Origin of the sequence: Rhodovulum kholense (genome assembly GCF_003053725.1) — a bacterium.
Classification (GTDB): domain Bacteria; phylum Pseudomonadota; class Alphaproteobacteria; order Rhodobacterales; family Rhodobacteraceae; genus Rhodovulum; species Rhodovulum kholense.
Genome location: NZ_QAYC01000010.1, coordinates 61,016 through 86,270, shown reverse-complemented (window position 1 = coordinate 86,270; position 25,255 = coordinate 61,016). Strand labels below are relative to the sequence as shown.

Sequence of the window (25,255 nt, the reverse complement as noted above, 5' to 3'; positions counted from 1 at the left end):
GGTCGAAGACGAAAGGGGTGGGGATGAAGACGGTGCTGATCGCCAATCGCAAGGGCGGCTGCGGCAAGACGACGATCGCGGTGACGCTGGCCGCGGCGCTGGCCGATGGCGGCTGGAAGGTGGCTCTGGCCGATGCGGACCCGCAGAAATCCGCGCTGCGCTGGCTCAAGCGCCGCCCCGCAGGCGTGCCCGAGATCCGTTCGCTGGACTGGTCGGCCGAGATCGGCGCCGGCAAGGGCGGCAAGGGCACCGACTGGGTGATCGTCGATGCGCCGGGGGCGATCTATGACGAGGCCGCGGCCGGTCTCGTGGCCGAGGCGCGCGCGGTGGTGGTGCCGGTCATGCCGTCCTTCTTCGACGAGGATGCGACCCGGCGGTTTCTGAAGGAGATCGCCGAGTTGAAACGGATCCGGAAGGGCAAGGTCGGGGTCGAACTGGTTGCGAACCGGGTCCGCCCGCGCGGTCGCGACGCGCACCGGATCCGGGCCCTGGCCGAGCAGGTCGGGCAGGCGCCGGTGGCCGAGATCGCGGACCGCGTGGCCTATGGCGACCTGGCCGAGCAGGGATTGACGGTCTTCGACAAGCCGCAGCGCGCCTATGCCGCGCTTCGCGCGCAATGGACCCCGCTGCTGGCGGCCCTCACTGCCTGATCGGGACCGGCGCCCGGCCATCGCTCGCGCTGCAATTCTTCGCAGAAGAATTGCGCTTCCGAACGCCACAACACGAAAATTCGCGAATTTTCGCACCCGGACCCGCCCGCGTCGCGTCGGGGCGCAACGCGCCCTGGCCTCCGCGCCTGGGCTTTTCCGCAGCACCCGCGGCTGCTAAGCCGGGGCGGACGTCGACAGGGAGAACCGCAATGGATCTGGGACTGAAGGGCAAACGGGCGCTGGTCTGCGCCGCGTCGAAGGGGCTTGGCCGGGGCTGCGCCGAAGCGCTGGCGGCCGCAGGGGTCGACCTTGTGATCAACGCCCGTGGCGCCGAGGCGCTTTTGGCCACCGCCGAAGACATCCGCGAGCGGCATGGCGTGACGGTGACCCCGGTCGCGGCCGACATCGTGTCGGAAGACGGGCGCGCCACGGTGCTGGAGGCAGCCGGTCCGGTCGACATCCTCGTCACCAATGCCGGCGGCCCGCCGCCCGGGCTCTGGTCGGACTGGGAGCGCGCCGATTTCATCGCGGCGCTCGATGCCAACATGCTGACGCCCATCGCGCTGATGAAGGCGCTACTGCCCGGAATGATCGACCGGGGCTGGGGCCGGGTGGTCAACATCACCAGCCAGTCGGTCAAGGCGCCGATCCCGGTGCTGGGTCTGTCGAATTCGGCCCGGGCCGGGCTGACCGGCTATGTCGCGGGCACCGCTCGGCAGGTGGCGCCGCATGGGGTGACAATCAACAACCTGCTGCCCGGGATCCATGCCACCGACCGGGCCGACGCGCTGGATCGAGGCGTGGCCGAGGCCGATGGCATCACCCTCGACGAGGCGCGGGCCCGGCGCGCGGCAACCATTCCGGCGCGTCGCTACGGCACGCCCGCCGAATTCGGCGCCGCCTGTGCGTTCCTTTGCTCGACCCAGGCGGGGTTCATCGTCGGCCAGAACATCCTGCTCGACGGCGGGGCCACCAATTCCGTGCTTTAGCTCAGCGCGGTCGATTTCACCCAGCTCGGCCGGCGCGAATTCTGCACCAGGCTCACCCGCGGCGCGTAGCGCCCGCCAAGTGCGAGCGTCGCCGCGCGCAGCATCTCGATCCCGTCCTCCGACCGAACCGGCAGGGCGCCCGGCGCGATCGGTTCGCCCACCGTCATCCGATAGGGCTGACGCTCCTTGTTGAGGGTCTCGTGAAAGAGCGTGATATCCCTCAACGTCGGGTGGATCAGATCGAACAGATAGAACAGCACCGAGTTCCGGGCGCGGATATTGATGGGGATCACCGGCAGGTCGAACTTGCGCGCGATCATCGCCGCCGACGGCATCCAGGGCCGCTCGTGCAGCGACAGCCCGCGCCGCTTGGCCAGCCGCCCCGAGGGGAAGATCACCGCCAGCCGCCCCTTCTCGATCGCGGCGCGGGTATAGGCCATGGTCTCGCGGGTCTTGGCATGGCTGCGCTTTTCCTCGCGCCACTCGACCGGGGCAATGATCTCTTCCATCTGCGGCAGTACCCGCAGGATGTCGCGGTTGGCGTAGAAGAACAGATCGGGGCGGCGCTGGCGCAGGAGGCTCCACAGCATAACCCCGTCGGCGATGCCCGTCGGGTGGTTCGCCACGATCATCGCCGGACCCGAGGCCGGAATGTTCTCGATCCCGGTGCCGCGCAGGTCGCGCGCCAGCAGCCGGGCCATTTCGTCCATGATCACATGCGAGGGATGGTCCTGCAGGACCTCGCCCAGGGCAACGGTCCGGTCATAGCCCAAAACCCCGTTCAAGAGCCGCCGGGACGGCCCGCTCCAGGGATGATCGGCAAATAGCCAGGGGGCCCGTTCCTCGATGAGCGGATCGATTCTTTCTTTCATGCGCCTTGTCACCACACCCGAATGACGCTTCCGTGACACCAGAGCCGATTCCGCCGGCTCCGGTCAAAGCAATTCCCGACCCTGACCACGGGCTCAGGCGGCGATCCGCCCGGCGGCAAGCAGCCGGTCCACCATCTCTCCCATGTCCCGGCTCAAACCCTCGCGGGCGGCGATCCGTTCCAGCGCCGCCTGCGCTTTTTCCCGGCGGCCCGCGTCATAGCGCGCCCAGGTCTCGAAGGCGGTCGACATCCGGGCCGCGGTCTGCGGGTTGACCGCATCGAGCCGGATCAGCCAGTCCGCGACCAGATCGTAGCCCGCGCCCGAGGCGTCGTGGAAGCCCGCGGCATTGGCTGAAAAGCCGCCGATCACCGCGCGGAACCGGTTGGGGTTCTTCCAGGTGAACTCGGGATGCTCGGTCAGCGCGCGGGTCACCGCCACCGCGCGCTCGGGCGCGGCCAGCGTCGCCTGCAACCCGAACCACTTGTCCATCACCAGCCGGTCATGGCCCCAGCGCCGGGCAAAGCGGTCAAGCGCCTCGTCCGCGCCGCCGGTTTCCAGAAGCACGCTCAGCGCGCCGATCTCGTCGGTCATGTTGTCGGCGGCCGCGAAATGCGCCTGCGCCCGGGCGCCGCCGTCAAGCCGCGCCATGTAGCCAAGTGCCGCGAGCCTCAGCGCGCGCCGCCCGGCATCGGCCGCCCCGGGGCTGTAGGGGCCGGGGCAGTCCATCTGCGCGTAAAGCCCCGCCCAGAGCGGGTCCAGATGGCGGGCGACGGCGGTCTTGGCGCGTTCGCGCGCGGCATGGATCGCCAGCGGGTCGGGCACGGTGCCGCGCTCGGCCAGCGCCTCGGCCAGTTCGTCCTCGCCCGGCAGCCTCAGCGCCAGCGCCCGGAAGGCTGGGTCCAGCGCCTCGTCGCGGGCGACGGCGGCCAGCGCGTCCAGCCAGGCAGGCGCAGGCGCCGCTTCCTCGGTCACCATCGCGATCAGCACCTCGCGCGCCAGCGACCGCCCGGCCTCCCATTTGTTGAACGGGTCGGTGTCATGGGCCAGCAGGAAGGCGCGTTCCTCGGGCGCGCTGTCGCGTTCAAGGATCACCGGCGCCGAGAAGCCGCGCAAGAGCGAGGGCACGGGCTTCGCCGCAAGCCCCTCGAAGACGGCGTCCTGCCGTGCCTCGGTCAGTTCGATGACGGTCGTCGGCAATACCTCGTCGCCATTGGACGACAGCAGCCCCACCGCCAGCGGAATGACTTGCGGCTGCTTTTCGTCCTGCCCCGGGGTGGGTGGCGTTTTCTGTTCCAGATGAAGAGTATACGTGCCGTCCCTGAAGTCTTCCGTGACCTTCACGCGGGGCGTTCCGGCCTGCGAATACCAGCGCTTGAACTGGGTCAGGTCGCGGCCCGTCGCCTCCTCGAAGACCTGCAGCCAGTCCTCGATGGTGCAGGCCTGCCCGTCATGGCGCGCAAAGTAGAGATCGAGCGCCCTGGCATAGCCCTCGGGCCCCACCAGACGGCGCAGCATGCCGATCACCTCGGCGCCTTTCTCATAGACGGTCGCGGTGTAGAAGTTGTTGATTTCAGTATAGCTTTCGGGCCGCACCGGATGCGCCAGCGGGCCGTTATCCTCGCGGAACTGACGCGCGCGCAGGGTCATCACATCCTCGATCCGCTTGACCGCGGCGGACCGCATGTCGGCCGAGAATTGCGAGTCGCGGAAGACCGTCAGCCCCTCTTTCAGCGACAGCTGGAACCAGTCGCGGCAGGTGATGCGGTCGCCGGTCCAGTTGTGGAAATATTCGTGCGCGATGATCCGCTCGATATTCTCGTAATCGCGGTCGGTCGCGGTCTCGGGGCTGGCCAGCACATAGCGCGAGTTGAAGACGTTGAGCCCCTTGTTCTCCATCGCGCCCATGTTGAAATCGTCGACCGCGACGATGTTGAAGACGTCAAGGTCATAAGCCCGGCCATAGACCTCTTCGTCCCATTTCATCGACCGGATCAGGCTGTCGAGGGCATAGTCGGCCTTGCCCTGATCGGCGGGGCGGACCCAGACATTCAGCGCGACCTCGCGGCCTTCCGAGGTGGTGAACCGGTCCGAGGTCGCCACCAGCTCGCCCGCGACCAGCGCGAACAGATAGCTGGGCTTGGGCCAGGGGTCGTTCCATTCGGCCCAGCCCGCGCCTTGGGCCACCGGGTTGCCGTTCGACAGCAGCACCGGCAGGTCGCAATCGACGCGCACCCGGAACGGCGCCATCACGTCGGGGCGGTCGGGATAGAAGGTGATCTTGCGGAACCCTTCCGCCTCGCACTGCGTGCAATACATGCCGTTCGACATGTAAAGCCCTTCCAGAGCTGTATTTTCCGCCGGTGCGATTTCGACCTCGGCCTCCCAGACGAAAGGCGCCTCGGGCACCGGACAGCTCAGACCCTCGGGGGTGATCTCGGGGGTGACGGGGCTGCCGTCGATGGCGGCCGAGATCAGCGTCAGATCCTCGCCATGCAGGAAGAAGCGCCGGTCGCGGGCCGCCGGATTGGGGCGGAAGGCGATCTTCGCGCGGACCCGCGTCGCGGTCGGCTGCAGGTGAAAGTTCAGCTCGACCTGGTCCACCAGAAAACCGAAAGGGGTGTAGTCCTTCAGGAACACGGGCTGCGGCGCGGCGTCTGTCATCTGTCTCTCCAATTCGGACCCCCCAGACCTATACCCCTCAGGCCCAAGCGCAAGATGCCCGTGGCGGGGCCCCGGATGTTCGATTTATGTTCCGGTCATGGAGGTCACGATTCTCTGGCTCCGGCGCGATCTGCGTCTTGAGGATCACCCGGCGCTGGCGCGGGCCGCGGCGGGCGAGGGCGCCGTGCTGCCGCTTTACATCGTCGATCCGGCGGTCTGGGCCGCGCCCGAGGCCTCGGCCCGGCACTGGCGCTTTGTGGCCGAGGGGCTGGCCGCGCTGTCGGACGCGCTGGCCGCCCGGGGCGCGGCCCTGCAGATCGAGGCGGGGCCGCCCGCCGAGGTGCTGGCGCGGTGCGCGGCGCGCTGGCCGGTGACGCGCGTGCTGACGCTGGACGATGGCACGGGCGGTGACGCCGCGCCTTGGGCGCGGGGGAGCGGCATCGCCTTCGAGGAAGTCCGGGCGCCGCGCGGGGCCGCCCTGCCGCCGCCCGGGGCGCTTCGCGGGCTCGACGGGCTGGTCCCCGCCGCGATCCCCGGGGCGCGCGATCTGGGGCTTGGCTTCGATCCCTGTCCGGGACGGCCACGCGGCGGCCGGGCCGAAGCCGAGCGGGTTCTGGAGGCGGCTCTGTCCGATCCGGCGCCGGAGCGCGCGCTGTCGGCGCATCTGGCCTGGGGCACGCTCTCGGCGGCCGAGGTGTCGCGCGCGGCACGGGCCGCTGGCGCGGGGCCGCTGACAGCCGGGCTCGCCCGCCGGGCACGTCTGATGCGCGCCCCGACCGGACGCGGCGACACGCCCCGGCCGCCGGACCATGCCGCCCGCTTTGCCGCCTGGGAGAAGGGCGAGACCGGGCTGCCCGCGGTCGATGCGCCGATGCGGGCGCTTTGCCATTCGGGCCTCATCGATCCGTCCTGGCTGGGGCTGCTGGCCTCGGCCGGGATCGGGCTCCTGGGCCTCGATCCGGAGGATTGCGGGCGGGTGCTGGCGCGGCTTTGCCTCGATTACCACCCTGTGCTCCATCGGGCGCGGATGCGGGCGGCGGCGGCCCGGCCCGCCGATCCGCTGCGGCAGGCGCGCGATCTTGATCCCGAGGGCGCGATGCTGGGCGCCTGGCTGCCCGAACTTGCCGATCTGCCCGGGCCCGCGCGCCATGCGCCCTGGACCTGGAGAGGACCGTTGGCTCGGCCCGGGCGGCGCTATCCGGCGCCGGTGATCGACATTGCGACCGACCCCGCGCGGCCCGTTCGTCCCGCGCCTGCACGGGCGCGGCGACGCCCGGCCGACCGGCGGCAACTGGCATTCGATCTCTAGGCCCGCGCCGGGGGCCGAGATGCACAGCGCCTGTGCAGATCCGGTCGCGCCGGACCGGACAGGCCCGGGAAATAGGCGGAATCGCCGGGAAATGTGCGTCCGGAGGGCGTCATGCCGCAGCATTGCCGCGCCCCGGCCCCGGCTCTTCACCCCCGTGGAAATGCCCTATATCCTCTGAGGAAACGCGAACACGAGGCTCCCATGGCACGCCCCAGGGTCGGTATCATCGGCAACAGCTATCTTCTGAACGACCAATACCCCGCCCATGCCGGTGGCACGATGAACTCCGAGGCAGTGGCCGAGGTCGTGGGCGCGATCCCGCTGCTGATCCCGGCCGATCCGCGCTTCGTCTCCGTGCCCGAGCTGCTCGACTGTTTCGATGGCTTCCTGTTCACCGGCGGGCGGCCCAACGTCCATCCCGAGGAATATGGCGAGGCCGAGACCGAGGCGCATGGCGCCTTCGACCGGGCGCGCGATGCCATCGCCCTGCCGCTGATCCGCGCCCTTGTCGAGCGCGGCCAGCCCTTCTTCGCCATCTGCCGCGGCTTTCAGGAAGTCAATGTCGCGATGGGTGGCACGCTGCATCCCGAAATCCGCGACCTGCCCGGGCGCATGAACCACCGGATGCCGCCCGATGGCTCGCTGGAAGAGAAATTCGCCCTGCGCCACAAGGTCTGCCTGACCGAGGGCGGCATTTTCCACCGCATCCTGGGTGCGACCGAGGTGATGACCAACACGCTGCACGGGCAGGGCATCAAGCGGCCCGGGCCGCGGATCGTTATCGAGGGGGTGGCGCCGGACGGCACGCCCGAGGCGATCCATGTGGCCGATGCGCCGGGCTTTGCGCTGGCGGTGCAATGGCATCCCGAATACCGCGCCGCCCGCGATCCGGTGTCGCGGCCGCTGTTCGAGGCATTCGGGAAGGCCGTGGCCGCCTGGGCCGAGGGCGAACGCCCGGCGGTGCTGAAGACCGCCTGAGCCCATGCCAGACCTCGCGCATCGCGCGAGGAGTGCCGTCTAAAGATCTATTTCCATGCGGAAATTCGTCAGGGCAACGCCATGGCGGATGACGCTTTGCCGGGCCGTTTCGCGCCAGCCATGGCGGGCGAAGAAGGGCCGGGCCACAAGGCTTGCCTCGGTCGAAAGGCGGCCGAGCCCGGTCCGGCGCGCCTCGCGCAGGATCGCCTGCAACAGCGCCCGGCCGATGCCGCGCCCGGTCCAGTCGGGGGCGACATAGGCGAAATCCAGATAGCCGTCCTCGCTCAGCGTCATGAACCCCACCAGCGCGCCGCGGATTTCGGCGATGACGGTGTGGCGGCTCAGCAGCTTCTGTTCCCAATCGTCTGGCACCTCGGGCGAGGGCGACCAGGCATCGCGCTCTTCCGGCGAATAGCTGAGCGAGGCGCCGCGATGCACCGCATCGTGAAACACCGCGCGGGTCGGCGCCCCGTCGCCGGGCCGGGCGCGGCGCAGCCGCAGGCGCGGGGGGCGGCCGGTCAGGTGACGGCGGCGCGGAAACGATAGGCCGGTTCGTCCCATAGCCGGTTCTCCATCACGTCCTGAAGGATCAGTGCCGCGCGCATAAGCTCCTCCTCGCCGATGTAAAGCGGGGTGATGCCGAAGCGCATGATGTCGGGGGCGCGGAAATCGCCGACGACGCCGCGCGCGATCAGCGCCTGGATCGCAGCATAACCTTCGGAGAAACCGAACGACACCTGACTGCCGCGGCGGCTTGGATCGCGCGGGGTCAGCAGGGTCAGCTGCGGGCAGCGGCTTTCGACCTCGGCGATGAACAGGTCGGACAGCTGGATCGACCGCTGCCGCACGTCCGCAAGCGAGACGCCCTCCCAGACCCCCAGCGCGGCCTCGACCACCGCCATCTGCAACACCGGCGGCGTGCCGATCCGCATCCGGTCGATACCCACGCCGGGCCGGTAGCCGGGCTCGAATGCGAAGGGGGCGGCATGGCCGAACCAGCCCGACAGCGCAGGCAGCGCCCTGTCGGAATGGCGCGGCGCCACATAGATGTAGGCCGGGGCGCCGGGCCCGGCATTGAGGTACTTGTAGGTGCAGCCGGCTGCGAAATCGGCGCCGGCGCCCGCCAGATCGACGGGCAGCGCGCCCGCCGAATGCGCGAGATCCCAGATCGTCAGGGCGCCTGCCGCCTGCGCCCGCGCGGTCAGCCGGGCCATGTCATGCAGCCGCCCGGTGCGGTAGTCGACCTCGGTCAGCAGCACGACCGCGACGTCCTCGTCGATGGCCGCCTCGACCTCTTCGGGCGCGACCATGCGCAAGGTGTGGCCCCGGCCGAGGCTCGCGATCAGCCCTTGCGCCATATAGAGATCGGTCGGGAAATTGCCGCGATCGCTCAGCACCACGCGGCGGTCGGGCCGCATCTCCAGCGCCGCCGCGAGCGCCTGGTAGATCTTGATCGACACCGTGTCGCCCAGGACGACCGATCCGGGCTCGGCCCCGATCAGCGTGCCGATCCGGTCGCCCAGGATGCGGGGCATCTCGATCCAGCCGGCCCGGTTCCAGCCGCCGATCAGCATTTCGCCCCATTCCTCGCGGACCGCCGCGGCCACCCGCGCCTCTGCCGTTCGCGGCAATGGCCCGAGCGAATTTCCGTCGAGATAGATCACATCCTCGGGAATATGGAACTGGGCTCGCGTGGCCGCAAAATCGGTCATATCGAGGTCTCCTTGCCTACAGACTAGGCGCGGGACGGCGCCGGGTTCAAGGGGGATGACGATTCAGCCCCTTGATCGTGGCGGCAGGGACTCTCTAAAGGGGGGCGACATGCGTGACGGAGATCCGATGGCCCGGCTGCTGCACTACCTGGAACTACCGCCGGTCTGGCTGGCGCTCTTCGCGGGGCTGGCCTGGGCGCAAGCGTCAGTGCTTCCGCTGGCCTTTCTCGGCCGGGCGGGCGACGTCGCGGGGGCGGTGGCGCTGGCCTTCGGGCTGGGGCTTTCGGGTTGGGCGGCGCTGCGGGTGGTTCTGGCGGGAACCTCGCTGATCCCGCGCGAGCGGCCCGATTGCCTGGTGGTCGAAGGTCCTTATCGCCTTTCGCGCAATCCGATCTATCTTGCCGACGCGGCCATCCTGCTTGGGCTGATCCTGATCTGGGACGCGGTGCCGAGCCTGATCCTCGTGCCGGTCTTCCTGAAGCTGATCGAATGGCGCTTCATCCGGCGGGAAGAAGCGCTGATCCGGGACGCCTTCGGATCGGAGTATGACGCCTATTGCGCCCGGGTGCGGCGCTGGATCTGATCTGACGGAAAAACCTGAAACAAGGGAATAGCCAACCCTGCAACTTGTGAAACATTGTTGCGCAATGCTATGAGACAGCGGCCTGCAGCGGCCCAACGCCTGAAAGAGGGGACTAGAACGTGAAAATCGGGGCACCGAAAGAGATCCTGGAGGGTGAGGCCCGCGTGGCCATGACCCCCGACTCTGCGGTCCAGCTTCGGAAGCTGGGCTATGACTGTCTGATCGAGGCCGGCGCGGGCGAGGCCGCCGGCTTCGCCGATGCGGCTTATGAAAAGGCCGGCGTCAAGGTGGTGCAATCCGCCGCGGCGCTCTGGCAGGGCGCCGACATCGTCGTCAAGGTGCGCGAGCCTGTCGCCGAGGAGGTGGCGCGGCTGCGCAAGGGGCAGACGCTGATCAGCTTCTTCTGGCCCGCTCAGAACGAGGCACTGCTCGAGCAGTGCAAGGCCAGGGGCGCCACCGTGATCGCGATGGACATGGTGCCGCGGATCAGCCGGGCGCAGAAGATGGATGCGCTTTCGTCGATGGCCAATATCGCGGGCTACCGCGCGGTGATCGAGGCGGGGTCGAATTTCGGGCGCTTCTTCACCGGCCAGGTGACGGCGGCGGGCAAGGTGCCCCCGGCCAAGGTGCTGGTGGTCGGCGCGGGTGTCGCGGGTCTGGCCGCGATCGGCACGGCGACCTCGCTGGGGGCCATGGTCTATGCCTTCGACGTGCGTCCCGAAGTGGCCGAGCAGATCGAGTCGATGGGCGCCGAATTCGTGTTCCTCGACTTCGAGGACAGCACCGCCGACGGGTCTGAATCGGGCGGCTATGCCAAGCCTTCCTCGCCGGAATTCCGGGAAAAGCAGCTTGAGAAATTCCGCGAGCTGGCGCCCGACATGGACATCGTCATCACCACCGCGCTGATCCCCGGCCGTCCCGCGCCCAAGCTCTGGCTCGAGGACATGGTGGCGGCGATGAAGCCCGGCTCGGTCGTGGTCGATCTGGCCGCCGAGAAGGGCGGCAACTGCGACCTGACCCGGCCCGGCGAGAAGATCGTCAGCGACAATGGCGTGACCGTGGTCGGCTATACCGATTTCGCCAGCCGCATGGCGACGCAATCCTCGACGCTTTACGCCACCAACATCCGTCACATGATGACCGACCTGACGCCCGGCAAGGATGGCCAGGTCGTGCATAACATGGAAGACGACGTGATCCGGGGCGCGACCGTCACCCATGAGGGCGAGATCACCTTCCCGCCGCCGCCGCCCAAGGTGAAGGCGATCGCGGCTGCGCCCAGGAAGGAAAAGCCGAAAGAGCTGACCCCCGAAGAGAAGAAGGCCCAGGAGGCCGCCGCCTTCCGCAAGCAGACGATCACCCAGGTCGGCATGCTGGTCGCGGGCGGTCTTCTGATGGCGCTGATCGGAGCCTTCGCGCCGGAAAGCTTCATGAGCCATTTCATCGTCTTCGCGCTGAGCTGCTTCGTCGGCTTCCAGGTGATCTGGAATGTCAGCCACTCGCTGCACACGCCGCTGATGGCGGTGACCAACGCGATCTCGGGGATCATCATCCTGGGCGCGCTTCTGCAGATCGGGTCGGGCAACTGGCTGGTGGTGATCCTCGCCACATTCTCTGTCCTGATCGCGACGATCAACATCGTGGGTGGCTTCCTGGTGACACGCCGGATGCTGGCCATGTTCCAGAAATCTTGAGGGGGCAGGGGATATGTCCATCGGTATCGTTTCCGCGGCCTATATCGCCGCCGCCGTTCTCTTCATCCTCGCGCTCGGCGGGCTGTCGAACCAGGAAAAGGCCAAGCGCGCCGTCTGGTACGGCATCGTCGGCATGGGGCTTGCGGTGCTGGGCACCGTCTTCGGCCCCGGCATCGGCCATTACTGGCTGCTGATCCCGGCCGTCCTGATCGGCGGCTATGCCGGCTACGAGGTCGCGCGCCGGGTCGAGATGACCGAGATGCCGCAGCTGGTGGCGGCGCTGCACAGCTTCGTCGGCCTCGCTGCGGTCTTCATCGGTCTCAATGCCCAGCTTGAACTCAACCACGTCATGGCGCTGAAGGCGGCTGATGACGGCGCCGCGGTCGAGGCGCTGCGGGGCTTCGCCGCCGTGCTGGCGCACAAGACGCCTGTCGAGATCTCGATCCTGAAGGTCGAGGTCTTCCTCGGCATCTTCATCGGGGCGGTGACCTTCACCGGGTCCGTCGTGGCCTTCGGCAAGCTTGCGGGCAAGATCGACGGCAAGCCGCACAAGCTGCCGGGCGGTCACATCCTGAACCTGGTCGCGGTGCTCGCGGCCATCGCGCTGGGTTATCTCTACTTCACCGGCGCGGGCATCTGGACCATGGTCCTGATGGCGCTTCTCGCGGGCTTCATCGGCTGGCACCTGATCATGGGCATCGGCGGCGCCGACATGCCGGTCGTAGTCTCGATGCTGAACAGCTATTCGGGCTGGGCCGCGGCCGCCATCGGCTTCACGTTGGGCAATGACCTGCTGATCGTGACCGGCGCGCTTGTCGGTTCGTCGGGGGCGATCCTCAGCTACATCATGTGCCGCGCGATGAACCGGCATTTCGTCAGCGTGATCCTGGGCGGCTTCGGCGGCACCGGCGGCCCCGCGGCCGAGGTCGAGGGCGAGATGGTCGCGATCGACGCCGATGGCGTGGCCGCGGCGCTCGAGGATGCGGACAGCGTCATCATCGTGCCGGGCTACGGCATGGCCGTCGCCCAGGCGCAGAACTCGGTTTCCGTGCTGACCGAGCATCTGCGCAAGCAGGGCAAGACCGTGCGCTTTGCCATCCACCCGGTGGCGGGCCGTCTGCCGGGGCACATGAACGTGCTGCTGGCCGAGGCCAAGGTCCCCTACGACATCGTGCTGGAAATGGACGAGATCAACGAGGACTTCCCGCAGACCGACGTGGCCATCGTCATCGGCTCGAACGACATCGTGAACCCGGCGGCCCAGGACGACCCGAACTCGCCCATCGCGGGCATGCCGGTTCTGGAAGTCTGGAAGGCCAAGCAGGTGATCGTGTCGAAGCGCGGTCAGGGCACCGGCTATTCGGGGATCGAGAACCCGCTGTTCTACAAGGAGAACACGCGGATGTTCTATGGTGACGCCAAGCAGAGCCTCGACAAGCTGCTGTCGATGATCCGCTGAGGCTAGTCCTAGCCAGTCCTGGCCTAGACCAGCAAGCGCCCCGCCCCTCCGGCGGGGCGTTCTGCATCCGGCAGCTTGTCCAGAGGCGCGCCTTCGGCGCAATCCTTCAGCGGGCGGCCCTGACCGGGCCGCCGGATTTGGGGTATTTTGGCCAAGAAGAAGCCCCGCTTTCCATTTCTTCTTGGTCCAAATACCCGGGCCCCGCAGGGGCCGCGCGCACAAGCGCGCCCTGACGCGTTTACAAATCGCGCGGCTCGGCTAGAGGTGGTGTGACTCGCGGGAACAGAAGGCCAGCCTCCATGCCGATCCAGGACCATCCGCTGCGCTATGCGCTGACGAACGAGCTGCATGCCCGGCCGTTCCCCTCGCTCGAGGCGCCCTGCCATGCGGCCTTTCTGGCCATCAAGCCGCCGCTTGACGCCGCGATCCGTGACCGCGATGCCGACCGGGCGCATGTGATCGACCTGCTCGACCGGTTCGGCGCGCAGCATCCCAAGCCCGGCGACACCCATTTCTTCGGCCAGATGGGCCGGCACAAGATGAAATGGGAAAGCCATACCGAGTTCGTGACCTACACCGTCTTCACCCCCGGTGTCGCCGACCGCGCGTTCGACCCGTCCGCCTTCGAGGTCTTTCCCGACGACTGGCTCGACACCGCGCCCGGCGCGCGGCTGACCTCGGCGCTGATCCGGATCGAGCAGGTGAGGGAAGGGCCGGACCAGATCGGCGCGCGGCTGGGCGAATGGTTCGCGCCCGACAGCCTGTCGGCGGCGGCAATCCTCGACGATGCCGCGGTGATGGCCACCGATTTCCGCATCGACAATGGCGGACACATGCGCATGGCGGTCTTCGTCGAGCCGGGGATCGGCCAGCGGCGGATCGGGCGTATCGTCCAGCGGCTGACCGAGATCGAGACCTACAAGGCGATGTCGATGCTGGGCTTGCCCCGGGCGCGGCAGGTCAATGAGCGCCTGGCCGAGCTTGACCCGCAGCTGAGCGAGCTGGTGGGCGAGATGAACCGCGGCAACCGGATCCCCGAAGAGACGCTTCGGAACCTTCTGGCCGTCTCGGCCGAGCTGGAAAGCCTGCTGGCGCAATCGGCCTTCCGCTTTTCGGCTACCACCGCCTACGAGGCTTTGGTGCATCAGCGGATCGAGATCCTGCGCGAAGAGCGGTTCCAGCACCGCCAGACCTTCGCCGAATTCATGATGCGTCGCTACGATCCGTCGATGCGGACGGTGAAGGCGACCGAGGCGCAGCTCGATTCGATGACCCGGCGCGCGGTCCGCGCCGCGAACCTTCTGCGAACCCAGGTCGATGTCGAACGCTCGGCCCAGAACCAGAAGCTGCTGGAAAGCATGGACCGGCGGGCCGATCTGCAACTGCGCCTCCAGCGCACGGTCGAGGGGCTGTCGGTGGTCGCGATCAGCTATTACGCGGTCAGCCTCGTGGCCTACATGATTGCCCCGGGCGCCGAGGTCCTGGGCGTGTCGAAGGCGCTGGCCACCGCCGTCGTGACGCCCGTTGTCGTGCTGGTGGTCTGGCTGATGATCCGCCAGATCCGCCGCGGCATGGAGCACTGAGCCGCCGCCCTTCGGGGGCTCAGCGCCCCCGGATCCGCGGATCGAGCGCGTCGCGCAGCCCGTCGCCCATGTAGTTCACGCTCAGCACCGTCAGCGAGATCGCGAGTCCGGGCCAGATCACGCGTTCGGGATATTGCTGCAGATAATCGGTCGAATCGAACAGAAGCCGCCCCCAGGTCGGGAAATCGGACGGGAAGCCGAGCCCCAGAAAGGACAGGGCACTTTCGGTGATGATCGCGTTGGCGATCCCCAGCGTCGCCGAGACCATGATCGGCGACAGCACGTTGGGCAGGATATGGCGCGTGATCATCCGCCGCGAGGGCGTGCCGATGGACCGCGCGGCCAGCACGAATTCCTGTTCCTTCAGTGCCAGCACATCGCCCCGCACGATCCGCGCGGTCTGCATCCAGGACGTGATGCCGATCACGAAGACGATCAGCACGAAGATGCCGCCCTCGGGGCCGAAGGCGCTGCGCAGCGCGTCGCGGAAAAGCATGATGATGACCAGCAGCAAGGGCAGCAGCGGCAGCGCGAGGAACAGGTCGGTCAGCCGCATCAGCGCCCCGTCGAGCCGCCGGAAATAGCCCGCGAGCACGCCGATCAGCGTGCCCAGCACCAGCGACAGGCCCATCGCGGTCAGCCCCACCGCCAGCGAGACCTGCCCGCCCGCCAGCATCCGCGCCAGCGTGTCGCGCCCCAGCTGGTCGGTGCCGAACGGGTGGGCGAGGCTCGGGCCCTGGTTGCGGGCGCGGATGTCGATATAGGTCGGGTCGATCTGCCAGATCAGCGGGCCCAGAAACACCGCGGCCAGGATGAAGGCGAAGAAGGCCGCGCCCAGAAGCGCGCCGCGATGGCTGCGGAACTGGTCCCAGACATCGAGCCACTGGTTGCGGGGCGGCCGGGCGATTTCCATCGTCTCGATCATCGGGGCGTCAGTCATAGCGGATCCTCGGGTCGAGCAGGCCGTAAAGCACATCGGCGATCAGGTTGAACAGGACGATCAGCACGGCGAAGATGAAGGTCAGGGTCTGCACCGTGGGCACGTCGCCGCCCTGGATCGCGATGATCAGCAGCTGGCCGATGCCGTTCACCTTGAAGACCTGTTCGGTGATGATGGCGCCGCCAAAGACCGTGGGCACCCCCAGCGCGATCACCGTGACGACCGGGATCATCGAGTTTCTCAGGACGTGCAACAGCACCACGACGCGCTCGGTCATGCCCTTGGCGCGGGCGGTGCGCACATAGTCCTGGTTGAGGTTGTCCAGCATCGAGGCGCGCATGAAGCGGCTGATCTGGGCCGCGTTATACAGCGCCAGCACCGCGACCGGCATGATCATCTGCTTGATCTGCAGCCAGAAGGTCGACAGGTCGGTGACCCTCAGCGTCGTGTCGTAGATCGAGGGGAACCAGCCCAGATGGACCGAGAAGATCACGATCAGCAGCACGCCCGTGAAGAAGGTCGGCACCGAAAAGCCCACCATCGAGACGAAGGTGCCGATCTGGTCGAACCAGCTGTATTGCCGGTAGGCCGAGACGATGCCGATGGGCAGCGCGATCAGCACCCCCACCACATAGGAGGTGCCGACGACCCAGAGCGTCTGCGGCAGGCGCTGGACGATCAGGTCGGCGACCGGGCTGCGGGTCTGCCAGCTGAGGATGCGCTGCATGTCCTCGCCGGCGAGGCTGAGGCCGAAGGCCTGGTCCAGCATGTGCAGGGGCTCGTAGAGGAAGAACTGCCTCAGCCACAGCAGGTAGCGCACGAGGATCGGTTCGTTCAGCCCCAGCGCCTCGCGCATCTGGGCGCGGACCTCGGAGGGGATCGACAGCGGCAGGTTCGCGGTCGGGTCGCTGGGGGCGAGCGTCACCACAAGAAAGATGATGAGGCTGATGACCAGCAGCGTCGGGATCGCGATCAGCAGCCGGCGGATCGTGTAGGTGAACATTATGGACGGCCTCGGGCTCGATGGGCGGGCAGGGAGGAGGCGCCCGGGCAGGGCGCCCCCCATGGGCTCATTTCACGCGGTACCAGTCGGCCGCGTTCCAGAGCTCGCTGTCCCAGGCATTCATGACGAAGCCGCCCAGCGACGTGGCCCGGGCCGAGACCCGGCCCCGATGGACCAGAGGCAGCATCACGTAATCCTGCATCAGGATGTCGTTCATCTCCTTGGCCAGCGCGATCCGTTCGTCCATCTTGCCGGTCTTGGCCATTTCGGCGACCAGCCCGTCATAGGCCTCGTTGCAGTAGCGCGGCATGTTGTTGCCCTGCCACTGGGTTTCGGGGCGGGGCGCCTCTTCGCAGATCCAGTTGGCCATGTAGGCCTCGGGATCGGTGCCGTCGAAGCTGTTGGCATACATCTCGACATCGGCATAGAACTTCTGGAACGTGTCGGGGCTGCCGGGATCGCCGCCGAAGAAGACCGACGAATCGACATTGCGCAGCTCGCTCTCGACGCCGATTTCCGACCACCACTGCTTGATCAGCGCCTGAAAGTCCTGCCGGACCGCATTGGTCGAGGACTGGAAGAGCATGCTCAGCCGCATCCCGTCCTTCTGGCGCACGCCGTCGGGGCCGGGGACCCAGCCCGCCTGATCGAGCAGCGCCTTTGCGCCCTCGATATCCTGCACGAGGCAGCCCTCGTTGGCCTCCGAGGCATAGATCTCGGGTGCGGCCAGCACGTTGCAGGTGGTCCGCCCGGCCTGCCCGTAGCCGATCTCGGTCAGGAGGTCGCGGTCGATGGCCATCGACAGCGCCTTGCGCACCGCCTTGTCGGTCAGGAACGGGTGCGGATGGTCGGCGGTCGCGCGGCGCTCCCCCCATTTCGGGTCGGGATCGGTGAAGTTGACCATGATCCGCTCGACCAGCGTGCCGAAGGCGACCTCGACCTCGCCCTTGCCGGCGGCGGCCATCTGGTCCAGCACCTCGGGCGCCAGTTGCAGGTTCCAGGCGAAATCGTATTCGCCGGTTTCCAGCACCGACCGGCCCGCGGCCATGGCATCGCCGCCGCCCTTGAAGTTCACCGTGGCGAAGGCGGGTTTCTCGGGGTCGCGGTAATGCTCGTTGGCTTTCAGCGCGATCACGTCATTGGGCCGGAAATCGGTGACGATGAAGGGGCCGGTGCCGACCGGCATGAAATTGGCGTCGGTGCAACCGGGGGCCTTGGCGCCGAGGCAGTCGGCGAATTGCGCGGCCTGCAGGATCGGGGCCTGGTTGCCGACGAAGGGACCGTAGGGATAGGGCTTCGGCACCGAGAAGCGGACAATGGCGGTCAGCTCGTCGGGCGTCTCGACATCGGCCACGTCGTTGTATTTTTCCGACTGCGAACAGCCGCCGCCGTCGGCCGTGCAGTATTGCCAGGTGAACCGCACATCGGCCGAGGTGACGGGGGTGCCGTCCGACCACAGCAGGCCCGGCTTGATCTTCCAGGTGACCGATTTCAGGTCTTCGGACACGCCGCCGTTTTCCAGCGTCGGCACGCTTTCGGCCAGGAACGGCACCATGTTGCCATCGGGATCGTAGCGCGCCAGCGGCTCCAGCGACAGGCTCGCCGCCTCCAGTTCCTTGATGCCGCCCGACAGGTACGGGTTCATCGTCGAGGGGCCCTGCCAGTAGATGATGTTCACCTGACCGTCGCTGCCGCGTTCGGCGAACGCGGCGGGCGCCAGGGCAAGGGCCGCGGCGGCGCCCAGAAGGGCGTGTTTCGCTGTCATGTCACTCTCCTTGTTGGGGTTGGTCGTTCGCCGCCGTAGGTTCGGCGGTCGGGGCATGATCCGGGTCGTGCAGGTGGCAGGCCGCGAAATGCCCGGGCCTCAGCTCGCGCATCTCGGGGTCGATCCGGTGGCAGACCGGCATCGCCTGCGGGCAGCGGGTGCAGAAGTTGCACCCCTCGGGCGGATTGGCCGGCGAGGGCACGTCGCCCTTCAGGATGATGTGGCGGCGGCTCGCTTCCAGGCCCGGGTCGGGTTCGGGCACCGCCGACAGAAGCGCCTGCGTGTAGGGGTGCAGCGGTGCGCCATACAGGCTGTCGCGGGGCGCCAGCTCGACCACGCGGCCCAGATACATCACCGCCACCCGGTCGGCGATATGGCGCACCATCGACAGGTCGTGGCTGATGAAAAGATAGGTCAGCCCGAACCGGTCCTGCAGGTCCTCCAGCAGGTTCACCACCTGCGCCTGAATCGAGACGTCGAGCGCCGCGATGGGTTCGTCGCAGACGATGAATTTCGGGTTCAAGGCCAGCGCCCGGGCGATCCCGATCCGCTGGCGCTGTCCCCCCGAGAACTGGTGCGGGTAGCGGTTCGCGAAATTCCGGTTCAGCCCGACCGCGTCCATCAGCTCGTAGATCCGGTCCAGCTTTTCGGCGCGGCTCAGCGTCGTGTGTTCGTCGAGCGGTTCGCCGATGATGCGGGCCACCGTCATGCGCGGATTGAGGCTGGCCTGCGGGTCCTGAAACACCATCTGCATCCGCGGCCGGCGCGGGCGCAGCGCGTCCTGACCAAGCGTGCCGATCTCGTCGCCCTCGATCCGGATCGAGCCCGAGGTGATGTCGTAAAGCCTGAGGATCGCGCGGCCGCAGGTGGATTTCCCGCAGCCCGATTCGCCCACGAGGCCCAGCGTCTCGCCCTCGTGGATGTCGAAGCTGACACCGTCGACCGCGCGCACCGCGCCGACCCGGCGGCGCAGCACCCCGGCATGGATCGGGAAATGCATCCTGAGATCGCGTATCTCGACCAGCGGCCGGGGGCTTTGATCAGACATTGTGGTTTCAGACATGGCGGGGCGCTCCCCGGTCGACATCCCAGAAACAGGCGGCGTCATGGTCCGGGCCGACCGCGACGCGCGCCGGGTTGGCGCGGGCGCAGGTCTCGAAGGCATGGGGACAGCGGGCGCGGAACGGGCAGGCGCGGGGCGGGCCCGACAGCACCGGAGGCTGGCCCTCGATCACCTTCAGCCGGTCGGCCCGGGCGCCGGTGACATGGGGCACGGTCTGCAGAAGCGCGCGGGTATAGGGGTGCTGGGGCCGCGCGAACAGCGCCTTGACCGGCGCCTGTTCCACCACCTGGCCGCCATACATCACCATCACCCGGTCGGCGATGCCCGCGATCACGCCCAGATCATGGGTGATCCAGATCACCGCCATGCCCAGCCGTTCGCGCAGGTCCTTCATCAGCACGAGGATCTGGGCCTGGATCGTGACGTCCAGCGCGGTGGTGGGCTCGTCCGCGATCAGCACCTCGGGGTCGCAGGCCAGCGCCATCGCGATCATCACCCGCTGGCGCATGCCGCCCGAGAACTGGTGCGGGAAATCGCCCAGCCGCCGCGCGGCATCGGGGATGCCGACCAGTTCCAGCAGCTCTTGCGCGCGGCGCCGCGCGGCGGCGCGGTCAAGCCCCATATGCTTGCGCAGCGGCTCCATGATCTGAAAGCCCACCGGAAAGACCGGGTTGAGGCTGGTCATCGGGTCCTGGAAGACAAAGCCGATGCGCGCGCCGCGAATGTCGCGCAGCTGTCGGGCGGGCATCCGCAGCAGGTCGTCGCCGCCAAACCGCACCGTGCCCGCCCGGACCTCGGCCGGGGGCGAGGGCAGAAGCCCGATCAGCGACATCATGGTGACCGATTTGCCCGACCCGCTTTCGCCGACCACGCCCAGCAACTCGCCCGGCTGCAGGTGGAAATCGACGGAATTGACCGCGTGAATATCACCGCCCCGGGTGCGAAACACGGTCTGCAGACCCTGCACCTCGAGGATGGGCGAAGCCCCATCTGGCATGCAAACTCCCTGAAGTTGCTGCTATGATTGTACTTTTCTGGTTTCCCGGACGTGGCGCCGGTGATTTCGCCCAAAGTGTGACCAGTGAAACCGCGCTCCGCAATATCAATCTGCCTCAGGGCCGCCCGACCTTGCGGAAATTTTGACCTTGCGTTCAATATTTCAGCGTTGACGCTTGACCTTGTCCGGCGCGGGCCGCAGTCTCGGCGCAAGACCCATCCCGGAGCCCCCCCATGGTCAGCCCGCTGACACAGCGTCAACTGTTTGAAAAACTTGTATCTTTCCCTACGGTCAGCCGCGATGGCAACCTCGATCTCATCGACTGGGTCGAAGAGTATCTGACCGGGTTCGGCATCCATTGCGCCCGGGTCTGGAACCCGGTGCGGTCCAAGGCCAGCCTTTATGCCCATGCCGGACCTTGGGTCCCGGGCGGCGTGATGCTGTCGGGCCATACCGATGTGGTGCCCGTCGACGGACAGGACTGGAGCTCGGACCCCTGGGAGCTGACCGAACGGAACGGACGGCTCTACGGGCGCGGCGCCTGCGACATGAAGGGCTTCGACGCGCTGGCGATCTGGGCGCTGGTCGAGGCCAAATCCCGCGACGTGGCGCGCCCGCTGCAACTGGCGCTGAGCTATGACGAAGAGCTGGGCTGCCTGGCCGCACCGGCGCTGATCGCGGCAATGGCGCGCGCGGACCTGCCCAAGGCCGCGGCGGTGATCGTGGGCGAGCCCTCGATGCTGCAGGTGGTGACCGGCCACAAGGGCAATATCGGTTTCGAGATCCGGCTGAAGGGCCATGAGGTGCATTCCTCGATGCAGCACAAGGGCGTCTCGGCGGTGATGGAGGCGGGGCGGCTGATCCAGTGGGCGAATGACGCGAATGACCTGAACCGTTCCCGCCCGCCCGAAGGCGATGACGGGCTTTTCGATCCGCCCTGGACCACCGTGCATGTCGGCGAGATCGCGGGCGGCACCGCGCAGAACATCACTGCCGCCGATTGCCGGATGGGGCTCGATTACCGCTGCGTGCCCTCGGACAGTCTCGCCGCCTGCCGCGAGGCGCTGATGGCCGAGGTGGCGCGGGTCGAGGCGGGCATGAAGGCGATCCGTCCCGAGACCGCGATCACGGTCGAGGACACCTTCTCGGTGCCCGCGCTTGCCCCCGAGGCGGACGGCGCGGCCGAGGCTCTGGCTCGCCGGCTGACCGGCGACAACGCCACCCATGTGGTCAGCTACGCGACCGAGGCCGGGCAATTCCAGGAGGGCGGCTTTTCCACCGTCGTCTGCGGCCCCGGCGACATCGCCCAGGCGCATCAGCCCGACGAATACATCACCCTCGACCAGTTCCGGCAGGGCGAGGCCTTCATGGCCCGGCTGCTCGACCATCTGAAGGAGTAAACGCGCATGCCCGTCAAGAACCGCCTCGCCGAGATGCAGCCCGAGATTGCCGCCTGGCGCCGGGACATCCACGAGAATCCCGAACTGATGTACGACCTGCCGCGCACCTCGGCGCTGGTGGCCGCGAAGCTGAGGGAATTCGGCTGCGACGAGGTGGTTGAAGGGATCGGGCGGTCGGGCGTGGTCGGGGTGATCAAGGGCCGCTCGGACGGGCAGGGGCGGGCGATCGGGCTGCGGGCCGACATGGACGCCTTGCCGATCCTCGAGGCGACGGGGCTGCCCTATGCCTCGAAGACGCCCGGCAAGATGCATGCCTGCGGCCATGACGGCCATACCGCGATGCTGCTGGGGGCCGCCAGATACCTGGCCGAGACCCGCAATTTCGACGGCCGCGCGGTGGTGATCTTCCAGCCCGCCGAAGAGGGCGGCGCGGGCGGTCTGGCGATGTGCGAGGACGGGCTGATGGAGCGGTTCGGCATCGAGGAAGTCTATGGCATGCACAACATGCCCGGCATCCCGGTCGGCGCCTTCGCGATCCGGCCCGGGCCGATCATGGCCGCGACCGACGAATTCGACATCACCGTCACCGGCAGGGGCGGGCATGCCGCCAAGCCCCATGAATGCATCGACACGACGCTGGTGGCCTCGCATATCGTCGTCGCGCTGCAATCCATCGCGTCGCGGAATGCCGATCCGCTGAAACAGATCGTGGTGTCGGTCTGCACCTTCCGCACCGAATCCGAGGCCTATAACGTGATCCCCCAGACCGTCGAGCTGAAAGGCACGGTCCGGACGCTGGAAGAGGGCATGCGCGATCTGGCCGAGGCGCGCGTTGCCGCGGTGGCCGAGGCGACGGCGGCGGCCTATGGCGCGACGGCCAAGGTGCGCTATCAGCGCAACTATCCGGTGACCGCCAACGCCCCCGAGCAGACCGATTTCGCGGTCGCGATGGCCGAGAAGGTCTCGGGCCGGGTCGATCCGGCCACCGCGCCGCTGATGGGGGGCGAGGATTTCAGCTACATGCTGCTAGAACGGCCCGGCGCCTATATCTTCCTCGGCAATGGCGACACCGCCTCGGTGCACCACCCGGCCTACAATTTCGACGACGAGGCGATCCCCTTCGGGTCCTCCTGGTATGTCGAACTGGTCGAGAACCGCCTGCCCGCCGCCTGAGCGCGGCGACGGGCGCGGGGTCGGCTGCGGCCGTCTCGCCACGGCCCGGCCGCGGCCTCGTCCCTGCGCTCTCTGGGCCTATGGCGCGATCTTCGGTCCGGGGGTAACCTGCTGAAAAGAGGCGCATGCGAGGGACCCCCATGACCGGAAAGAATGACGAGCGGTTTCCGAAAAGCCTGATCCAGGCCGACCGGATCGTGACCGATACCAAATGGAACATGGCCGAGAACGGCTCGACCCCGTTTTCCGATTTCTTCGGCGTGGCGATGCTGTCGAAGGGCGCGGTCACGGCGGCGCTGACGACGCGGCGGCCGACGCCCTTCTCGGGCGCGCTGCACCTGCCGCTGATCTTCCGCCGCCGGTCGAAGACGCGGCTCTGGACCGGCGGCCGTCTGCTGTCCTGGCGCTAGTAGCTCAGCAGCATCGCCTTCAGGATCAGCGGCCAGTTGCGCTGTTCCAGCGTCGGCGCGCAATGCGCGGCGCCGGTGAAATCCTCGCCCTCGGTATAGGTGCTGGGGGTGATGACGACCCCAAGCCCTGCCGCCCGCGCCGATTGCAGGCCGATATGGCTGTCCTCGAAGGCAAGGCACTCACGCGGCGGCATCCCCAGCCGGTCGAGCGCCAGCCGGTAGATCGCGGGGTCGGGCTTCTTGCGCTCGACCTCGTCGCCCGAGGCGATCACGTCGAAGACCCGGTCGGCGGGCCTGCCCCAGCAGGTCCGCGCCAGCACCTCGACATTCGGCCGCGAGGTGGTGGTGGCCATGGCGATGGCCATCTCGGCCTCGCGGGCATGCAGGATCAGGTCCTCGACCCCGGGGCGCAGCCCGACCGCGCCTTCGGCGATCATCCGGCCGAAGGTTTCGGTCTTTTCGGCATGAAGCCGCAGGATATCGGCCTCGGGCAGCCGCGCCGCCTCGGGCAGCCCCGCCTGAAAGGCGCGCAGCCGCTCCTTGCCGCCGCCGGTCTTCAGCAGAACGGCATAGTCCTCGCGCGACCAGTGCCAGTCGAGCCCATGGGCGGCGAAAGTCGCGTTGAACGCCGCCCGGTGGGTTTCCTCGGTCTCGGCCAGCGTGCCGTCGAGATCGAAGATCAGGGCCTTGATGGTCATCTCAGCTCGTCGGCGAGCCGCGCCACGATGGCGACCAGCACGTCATAATCGGAAAACCGTGCATCCTGCGGGATGTCGTCGACATCCTCGGACCGGTGATAGCCCTCGGTAAAGAGCGCAAAGCGCATGCCGGTGGCCAGTGCCGTCGCCGCGTCGATCTCGCTGTCGCCGACAAAGACCGCCTGCTTGGCCTGAAGCTGGTCGCGCACCGCCAGAAGCGGTTTCGGGTCGGGCTTCTTGACCTCGAGCGTGTCGCCGCCGACCACCGCGCCGAAGAAGCCGTCGATGCCGAAGGTCTTGAGGATGGCGCGCGAGGGCGCCTCGGGCTTGTTGGTGCAGACGCCCATCGCCCAGCCTTCGTCGCGGAACTGTTCCAGCGCGTCCTCGACGCCGGGATACAGCGTCGTCAGCGTCGCCGGGTCGGCTTCGTAATGGCCAAGGAACGTCTCGACCATGGCGTCGCGCTGACCGGCGTCAAGCCCGCGGGCTTCGATCACGCGCTCCATCAAGACCTGCACTCCGTCACCGATAAAGGCGCGGATGGTGTCGAGGTCAAGCGCCTCCCGGCCCATCCCGGCAAGCGTCCGGTTCACGGCGGCATGGATATCGGGGGCGCTGTCGATCAGCGTCCCGTCGAGATCGAAGATGATGGCCTTCACGCGGCATCCTTCCATTTGATCGAGCATCCCATCGACGGGATCTGCTCGGCGGGTCCGTGGCCGGTCTCGGCCACCTGTTTCATCGCCTCGTAAAGGTCGCGGCGCAGGTCGGGCGGGCCCGCCTGCTTGCGCGAGGCATCCAGCCGTCCGCGATATTGCAGCCCCATCCCGGCATCGAAGCCGAAGAAATCCGGGGTGCAGACAGCGCCATAGGCCCGCGCGACCGACTGGTCCTCGTCATGGAGATAGGGGAAGGGAAGGTCAAGTTCCTCGGCGACGCGGCGCATGCCCTCGATCCCGTCCTCGGGATAGGCCGAGGCGTCGTTCGAACAGATCGCGGCAACGCCGATCCCAAGGCCTTGCAGGTCGCGCGCGTCGCGGATCAGCCTGTCGCGGACCGCCAGCACATAGGGGCAGTGGTTGCAGATGAACATGACCAGCGTGCCCCTGGGGCCGCGGATGTCCGAAAGCCTGTGGGTCTTTCCGTCGGTGCCGGGCAGGGCGAAGTCCGGGGCGGTCCAGCCGAAATCGCAGACGGGGGGAGAGACGGCCATGGAAACCTCCTTCGAATGGGACACGGGTGCCGGAAAGAAGGTAACGCGGGGCGGCGGGCGGGCCAGCCGGTCCTTTGGTGGCGGTCCCTCAGTGTGACAGAGC

At 67.9% G+C, this 25,255-nt stretch carries 23 protein-coding genes; 11 read left to right on the top strand and 12 right to left on the bottom strand.

Annotation, left to right across the window (positions count from 1 at the left end; all coding sequences use genetic code 11):
• Positions 1-23: 23 nt before the first annotated feature.
• Together C8N38_RS13730 and C8N38_RS13725 are read left to right on the top strand one after the other, a co-directional pair.
• Entirely contained in the window at positions 24-650 is a 627-nt protein-coding gene (locus tag C8N38_RS13730) for a ParA family protein (protein WP_108027741.1), read from the top strand.
• A gap of 209 nt (positions 651-859) precedes the next feature.
• Positions 860-1,639: an SDR family oxidoreductase gene (locus tag C8N38_RS13725; protein ID WP_108027740.1), complete on the top strand. Its 780-nt coding sequence runs from the start codon at positions 860-862 to the stop codon at positions 1,637-1,639.
• On the opposite strand, the gene C8N38_RS13720 is transcribed toward C8N38_RS13725, so the two are convergent.
• Together C8N38_RS13720 and pepN are read right to left on the bottom strand one after the other, a co-directional pair.
• Positions 1,636-2,511 (bottom strand): lysophospholipid acyltransferase family protein, encoded by an 876-nt coding sequence (locus C8N38_RS13720; protein ID WP_108027739.1) that lies wholly within the window; start codon positions 2,509-2,511, stop codon positions 1,636-1,638. The genes C8N38_RS13725 and C8N38_RS13720 overlap by 4 nt on opposite strands.
• A 93-nt stretch (positions 2,512-2,604) precedes the next feature.
• Positions 2,605-5,172: an aminopeptidase N gene (gene pepN, locus C8N38_RS13715; RefSeq protein ID WP_108027738.1), complete on the bottom strand. Its 2,568-nt coding sequence runs from the start codon at positions 5,170-5,172 to the stop codon at positions 2,605-2,607.
• A 97-nt stretch (positions 5,173-5,269) separates the two neighbouring features.
• On the opposite strand from pepN, the gene C8N38_RS13710 reads away from it, so the two are divergent.
• Positions 5,270-6,481, top strand: coding sequence for a deoxyribodipyrimidine photo-lyase (locus tag C8N38_RS13710; protein ID WP_108027737.1), 1,212 nt, complete (start codon positions 5,270-5,272; stop codon positions 6,479-6,481).
• Between the two features lie 201 nt (positions 6,482-6,682).
• The gene (locus C8N38_RS13705; protein ID WP_108027736.1) at positions 6,683-7,459 is read left to right on the top strand and encodes a gamma-glutamyl-gamma-aminobutyrate hydrolase family protein; all 777 of its coding nucleotides are present in this window, start codon (positions 6,683-6,685) and stop codon (positions 7,457-7,459) included.
• A 39-nt stretch (positions 7,460-7,498) separates the two neighbouring features.
• Here C8N38_RS13705 and C8N38_RS13700 read toward each other — a convergent pair whose 3' ends face one another.
• Together C8N38_RS13700 and kynU are read right to left on the bottom strand one after the other, a co-directional pair.
• Positions 7,499-8,020 (bottom strand): GNAT family N-acetyltransferase, encoded by a 522-nt coding sequence (locus C8N38_RS13700; protein ID WP_108027735.1) that lies wholly within the window; start codon positions 8,018-8,020, stop codon positions 7,499-7,501.
• Complete coding sequence (kynU, locus tag C8N38_RS13695; protein ID WP_108027734.1) at positions 7,978-9,171, bottom strand: kynureninase; 1,194 nt, start codon at positions 9,169-9,171, stop codon at positions 7,978-7,980. Before kynU ends, C8N38_RS13700 begins: the two co-directional genes overlap by 43 nt.
• 109 nt (positions 9,172-9,280) lie before the next feature.
• Between kynU and C8N38_RS13690 the strand changes: the two genes are divergently transcribed.
• From C8N38_RS13690 to C8N38_RS13675, 4 genes are all read left to right on the top strand, one after another.
• Complete coding sequence (locus C8N38_RS13690; protein ID WP_158272354.1) at positions 9,281-9,754, top strand: methyltransferase family protein; 474 nt, start codon at positions 9,281-9,283, stop codon at positions 9,752-9,754.
• A gap of 119 nt (positions 9,755-9,873) precedes the next feature.
• On the top strand, positions 9,874-11,448 hold the full coding sequence (locus C8N38_RS13685; protein WP_108027732.1) for a Re/Si-specific NAD(P)(+) transhydrogenase subunit alpha: 1,575 nt from the start codon (positions 9,874-9,876) through the stop codon (positions 11,446-11,448).
• Between the two features lie 13 nt (positions 11,449-11,461).
• A complete protein-coding gene (locus C8N38_RS13680) occupies positions 11,462-12,907 on the top strand; it encodes an NAD(P)(+) transhydrogenase (Re/Si-specific) subunit beta (RefSeq protein WP_108027731.1) in 1,446 nt (481 codons plus the stop codon).
• Between the two features lie 299 nt (positions 12,908-13,206).
• On the top strand, positions 13,207-14,490 hold the full coding sequence (locus C8N38_RS13675) for a DUF3422 family protein (RefSeq protein WP_108027730.1): 1,284 nt from the start codon (positions 13,207-13,209) through the stop codon (positions 14,488-14,490).
• A gap of 19 nt (positions 14,491-14,509) precedes the next feature.
• Here C8N38_RS13675 and C8N38_RS13670 read toward each other — a convergent pair whose 3' ends face one another.
• The 5 genes from C8N38_RS13670 to C8N38_RS13650 all read right to left on the bottom strand — a co-directional run bounded on the left by C8N38_RS13670 (position 14,510) and on the right by C8N38_RS13650 (position 20,258).
• A complete protein-coding gene (locus tag C8N38_RS13670) occupies positions 14,510-15,430 on the bottom strand; it encodes an ABC transporter permease (protein ID WP_108027729.1) in 921 nt (306 codons plus the stop codon).
• Entirely contained in the window at positions 15,423-16,433 is a 1,011-nt protein-coding gene (locus C8N38_RS13665; protein WP_108027728.1) for an ABC transporter permease, read from the bottom strand. The genes C8N38_RS13670 and C8N38_RS13665 overlap by 8 nt, the downstream gene beginning before the upstream one ends.
• A gap of 67 nt (positions 16,434-16,500) precedes the next feature.
• Entirely contained in the window at positions 16,501-18,198 is a 1,698-nt protein-coding gene (locus C8N38_RS13660) for a peptide ABC transporter substrate-binding protein (protein ID WP_108027727.1), read from the bottom strand.
• A 1-nt stretch (position 18,199) separates the two neighbouring features.
• Complete coding sequence (locus tag C8N38_RS13655) at positions 18,200-19,246, bottom strand: ABC transporter ATP-binding protein (RefSeq protein ID WP_108027822.1); 1,047 nt, start codon at positions 19,244-19,246, stop codon at positions 18,200-18,202.
• 7 nt (positions 19,247-19,253) lie between these two features.
• Entirely contained in the window at positions 19,254-20,258 is a 1,005-nt protein-coding gene (locus tag C8N38_RS13650) for an ABC transporter ATP-binding protein (RefSeq protein ID WP_108027726.1), read from the bottom strand.
• Positions 20,259-20,491: 233 nt separating this feature from the next.
• Here C8N38_RS13650 and argE point away from each other — a divergent pair, with 233 nt between their 5' ends.
• The 3 genes from argE (at position 20,492) to C8N38_RS13635 (ending at position 23,241) form a co-directional block, all read left to right on the top strand.
• Positions 20,492-21,658: an acetylornithine deacetylase gene (gene argE / locus C8N38_RS13645; RefSeq protein ID WP_108027725.1), complete on the top strand. Its 1,167-nt coding sequence runs from the start codon at positions 20,492-20,494 to the stop codon at positions 21,656-21,658.
• Between the two features lie 6 nt (positions 21,659-21,664).
• Positions 21,665-22,831, top strand: a complete 1,167-nt coding sequence (locus tag C8N38_RS13640; protein WP_108027724.1) for a M20 aminoacylase family protein — start codon at positions 21,665-21,667, stop codon at positions 22,829-22,831.
• Positions 22,832-22,971: 140 nt separating this feature from the next.
• Positions 22,972-23,241: a hypothetical protein gene (locus C8N38_RS13635; RefSeq protein WP_108027723.1), complete on the top strand. Its 270-nt coding sequence runs from the start codon at positions 22,972-22,974 to the stop codon at positions 23,239-23,241.
• Here the strand turns inward: C8N38_RS13635 and C8N38_RS13630 are convergent.
• Genes C8N38_RS13630 through C8N38_RS13620 form a run of 3 tightly spaced genes read right to left on the bottom strand, consistent with a single transcriptional unit; the run spans position 23,238 to position 25,152 of the window.
• Positions 23,238-23,939: an HAD-IA family hydrolase gene (locus C8N38_RS13630; RefSeq protein WP_108027722.1), complete on the bottom strand. Its 702-nt coding sequence runs from the start codon at positions 23,937-23,939 to the stop codon at positions 23,238-23,240. The two genes, C8N38_RS13635 and C8N38_RS13630, sit on opposite strands and share 4 nt — an antisense overlap.
• The gene (gph, locus tag C8N38_RS13625; RefSeq protein WP_108027721.1) at positions 23,936-24,598 is read right to left on the bottom strand and encodes a phosphoglycolate phosphatase; all 663 of its coding nucleotides are present in this window, start codon (positions 24,596-24,598) and stop codon (positions 23,936-23,938) included. The genes C8N38_RS13630 and gph overlap by 4 nt, the downstream gene beginning before the upstream one ends.
• Positions 24,595-25,152: a thioredoxin family protein gene (locus tag C8N38_RS13620; RefSeq protein ID WP_108027720.1), complete on the bottom strand. Its 558-nt coding sequence runs from the start codon at positions 25,150-25,152 to the stop codon at positions 24,595-24,597. The genes gph and C8N38_RS13620 overlap by 4 nt, the downstream gene beginning before the upstream one ends.
• Positions 25,153-25,255: the final 103 nt, after the last annotated feature.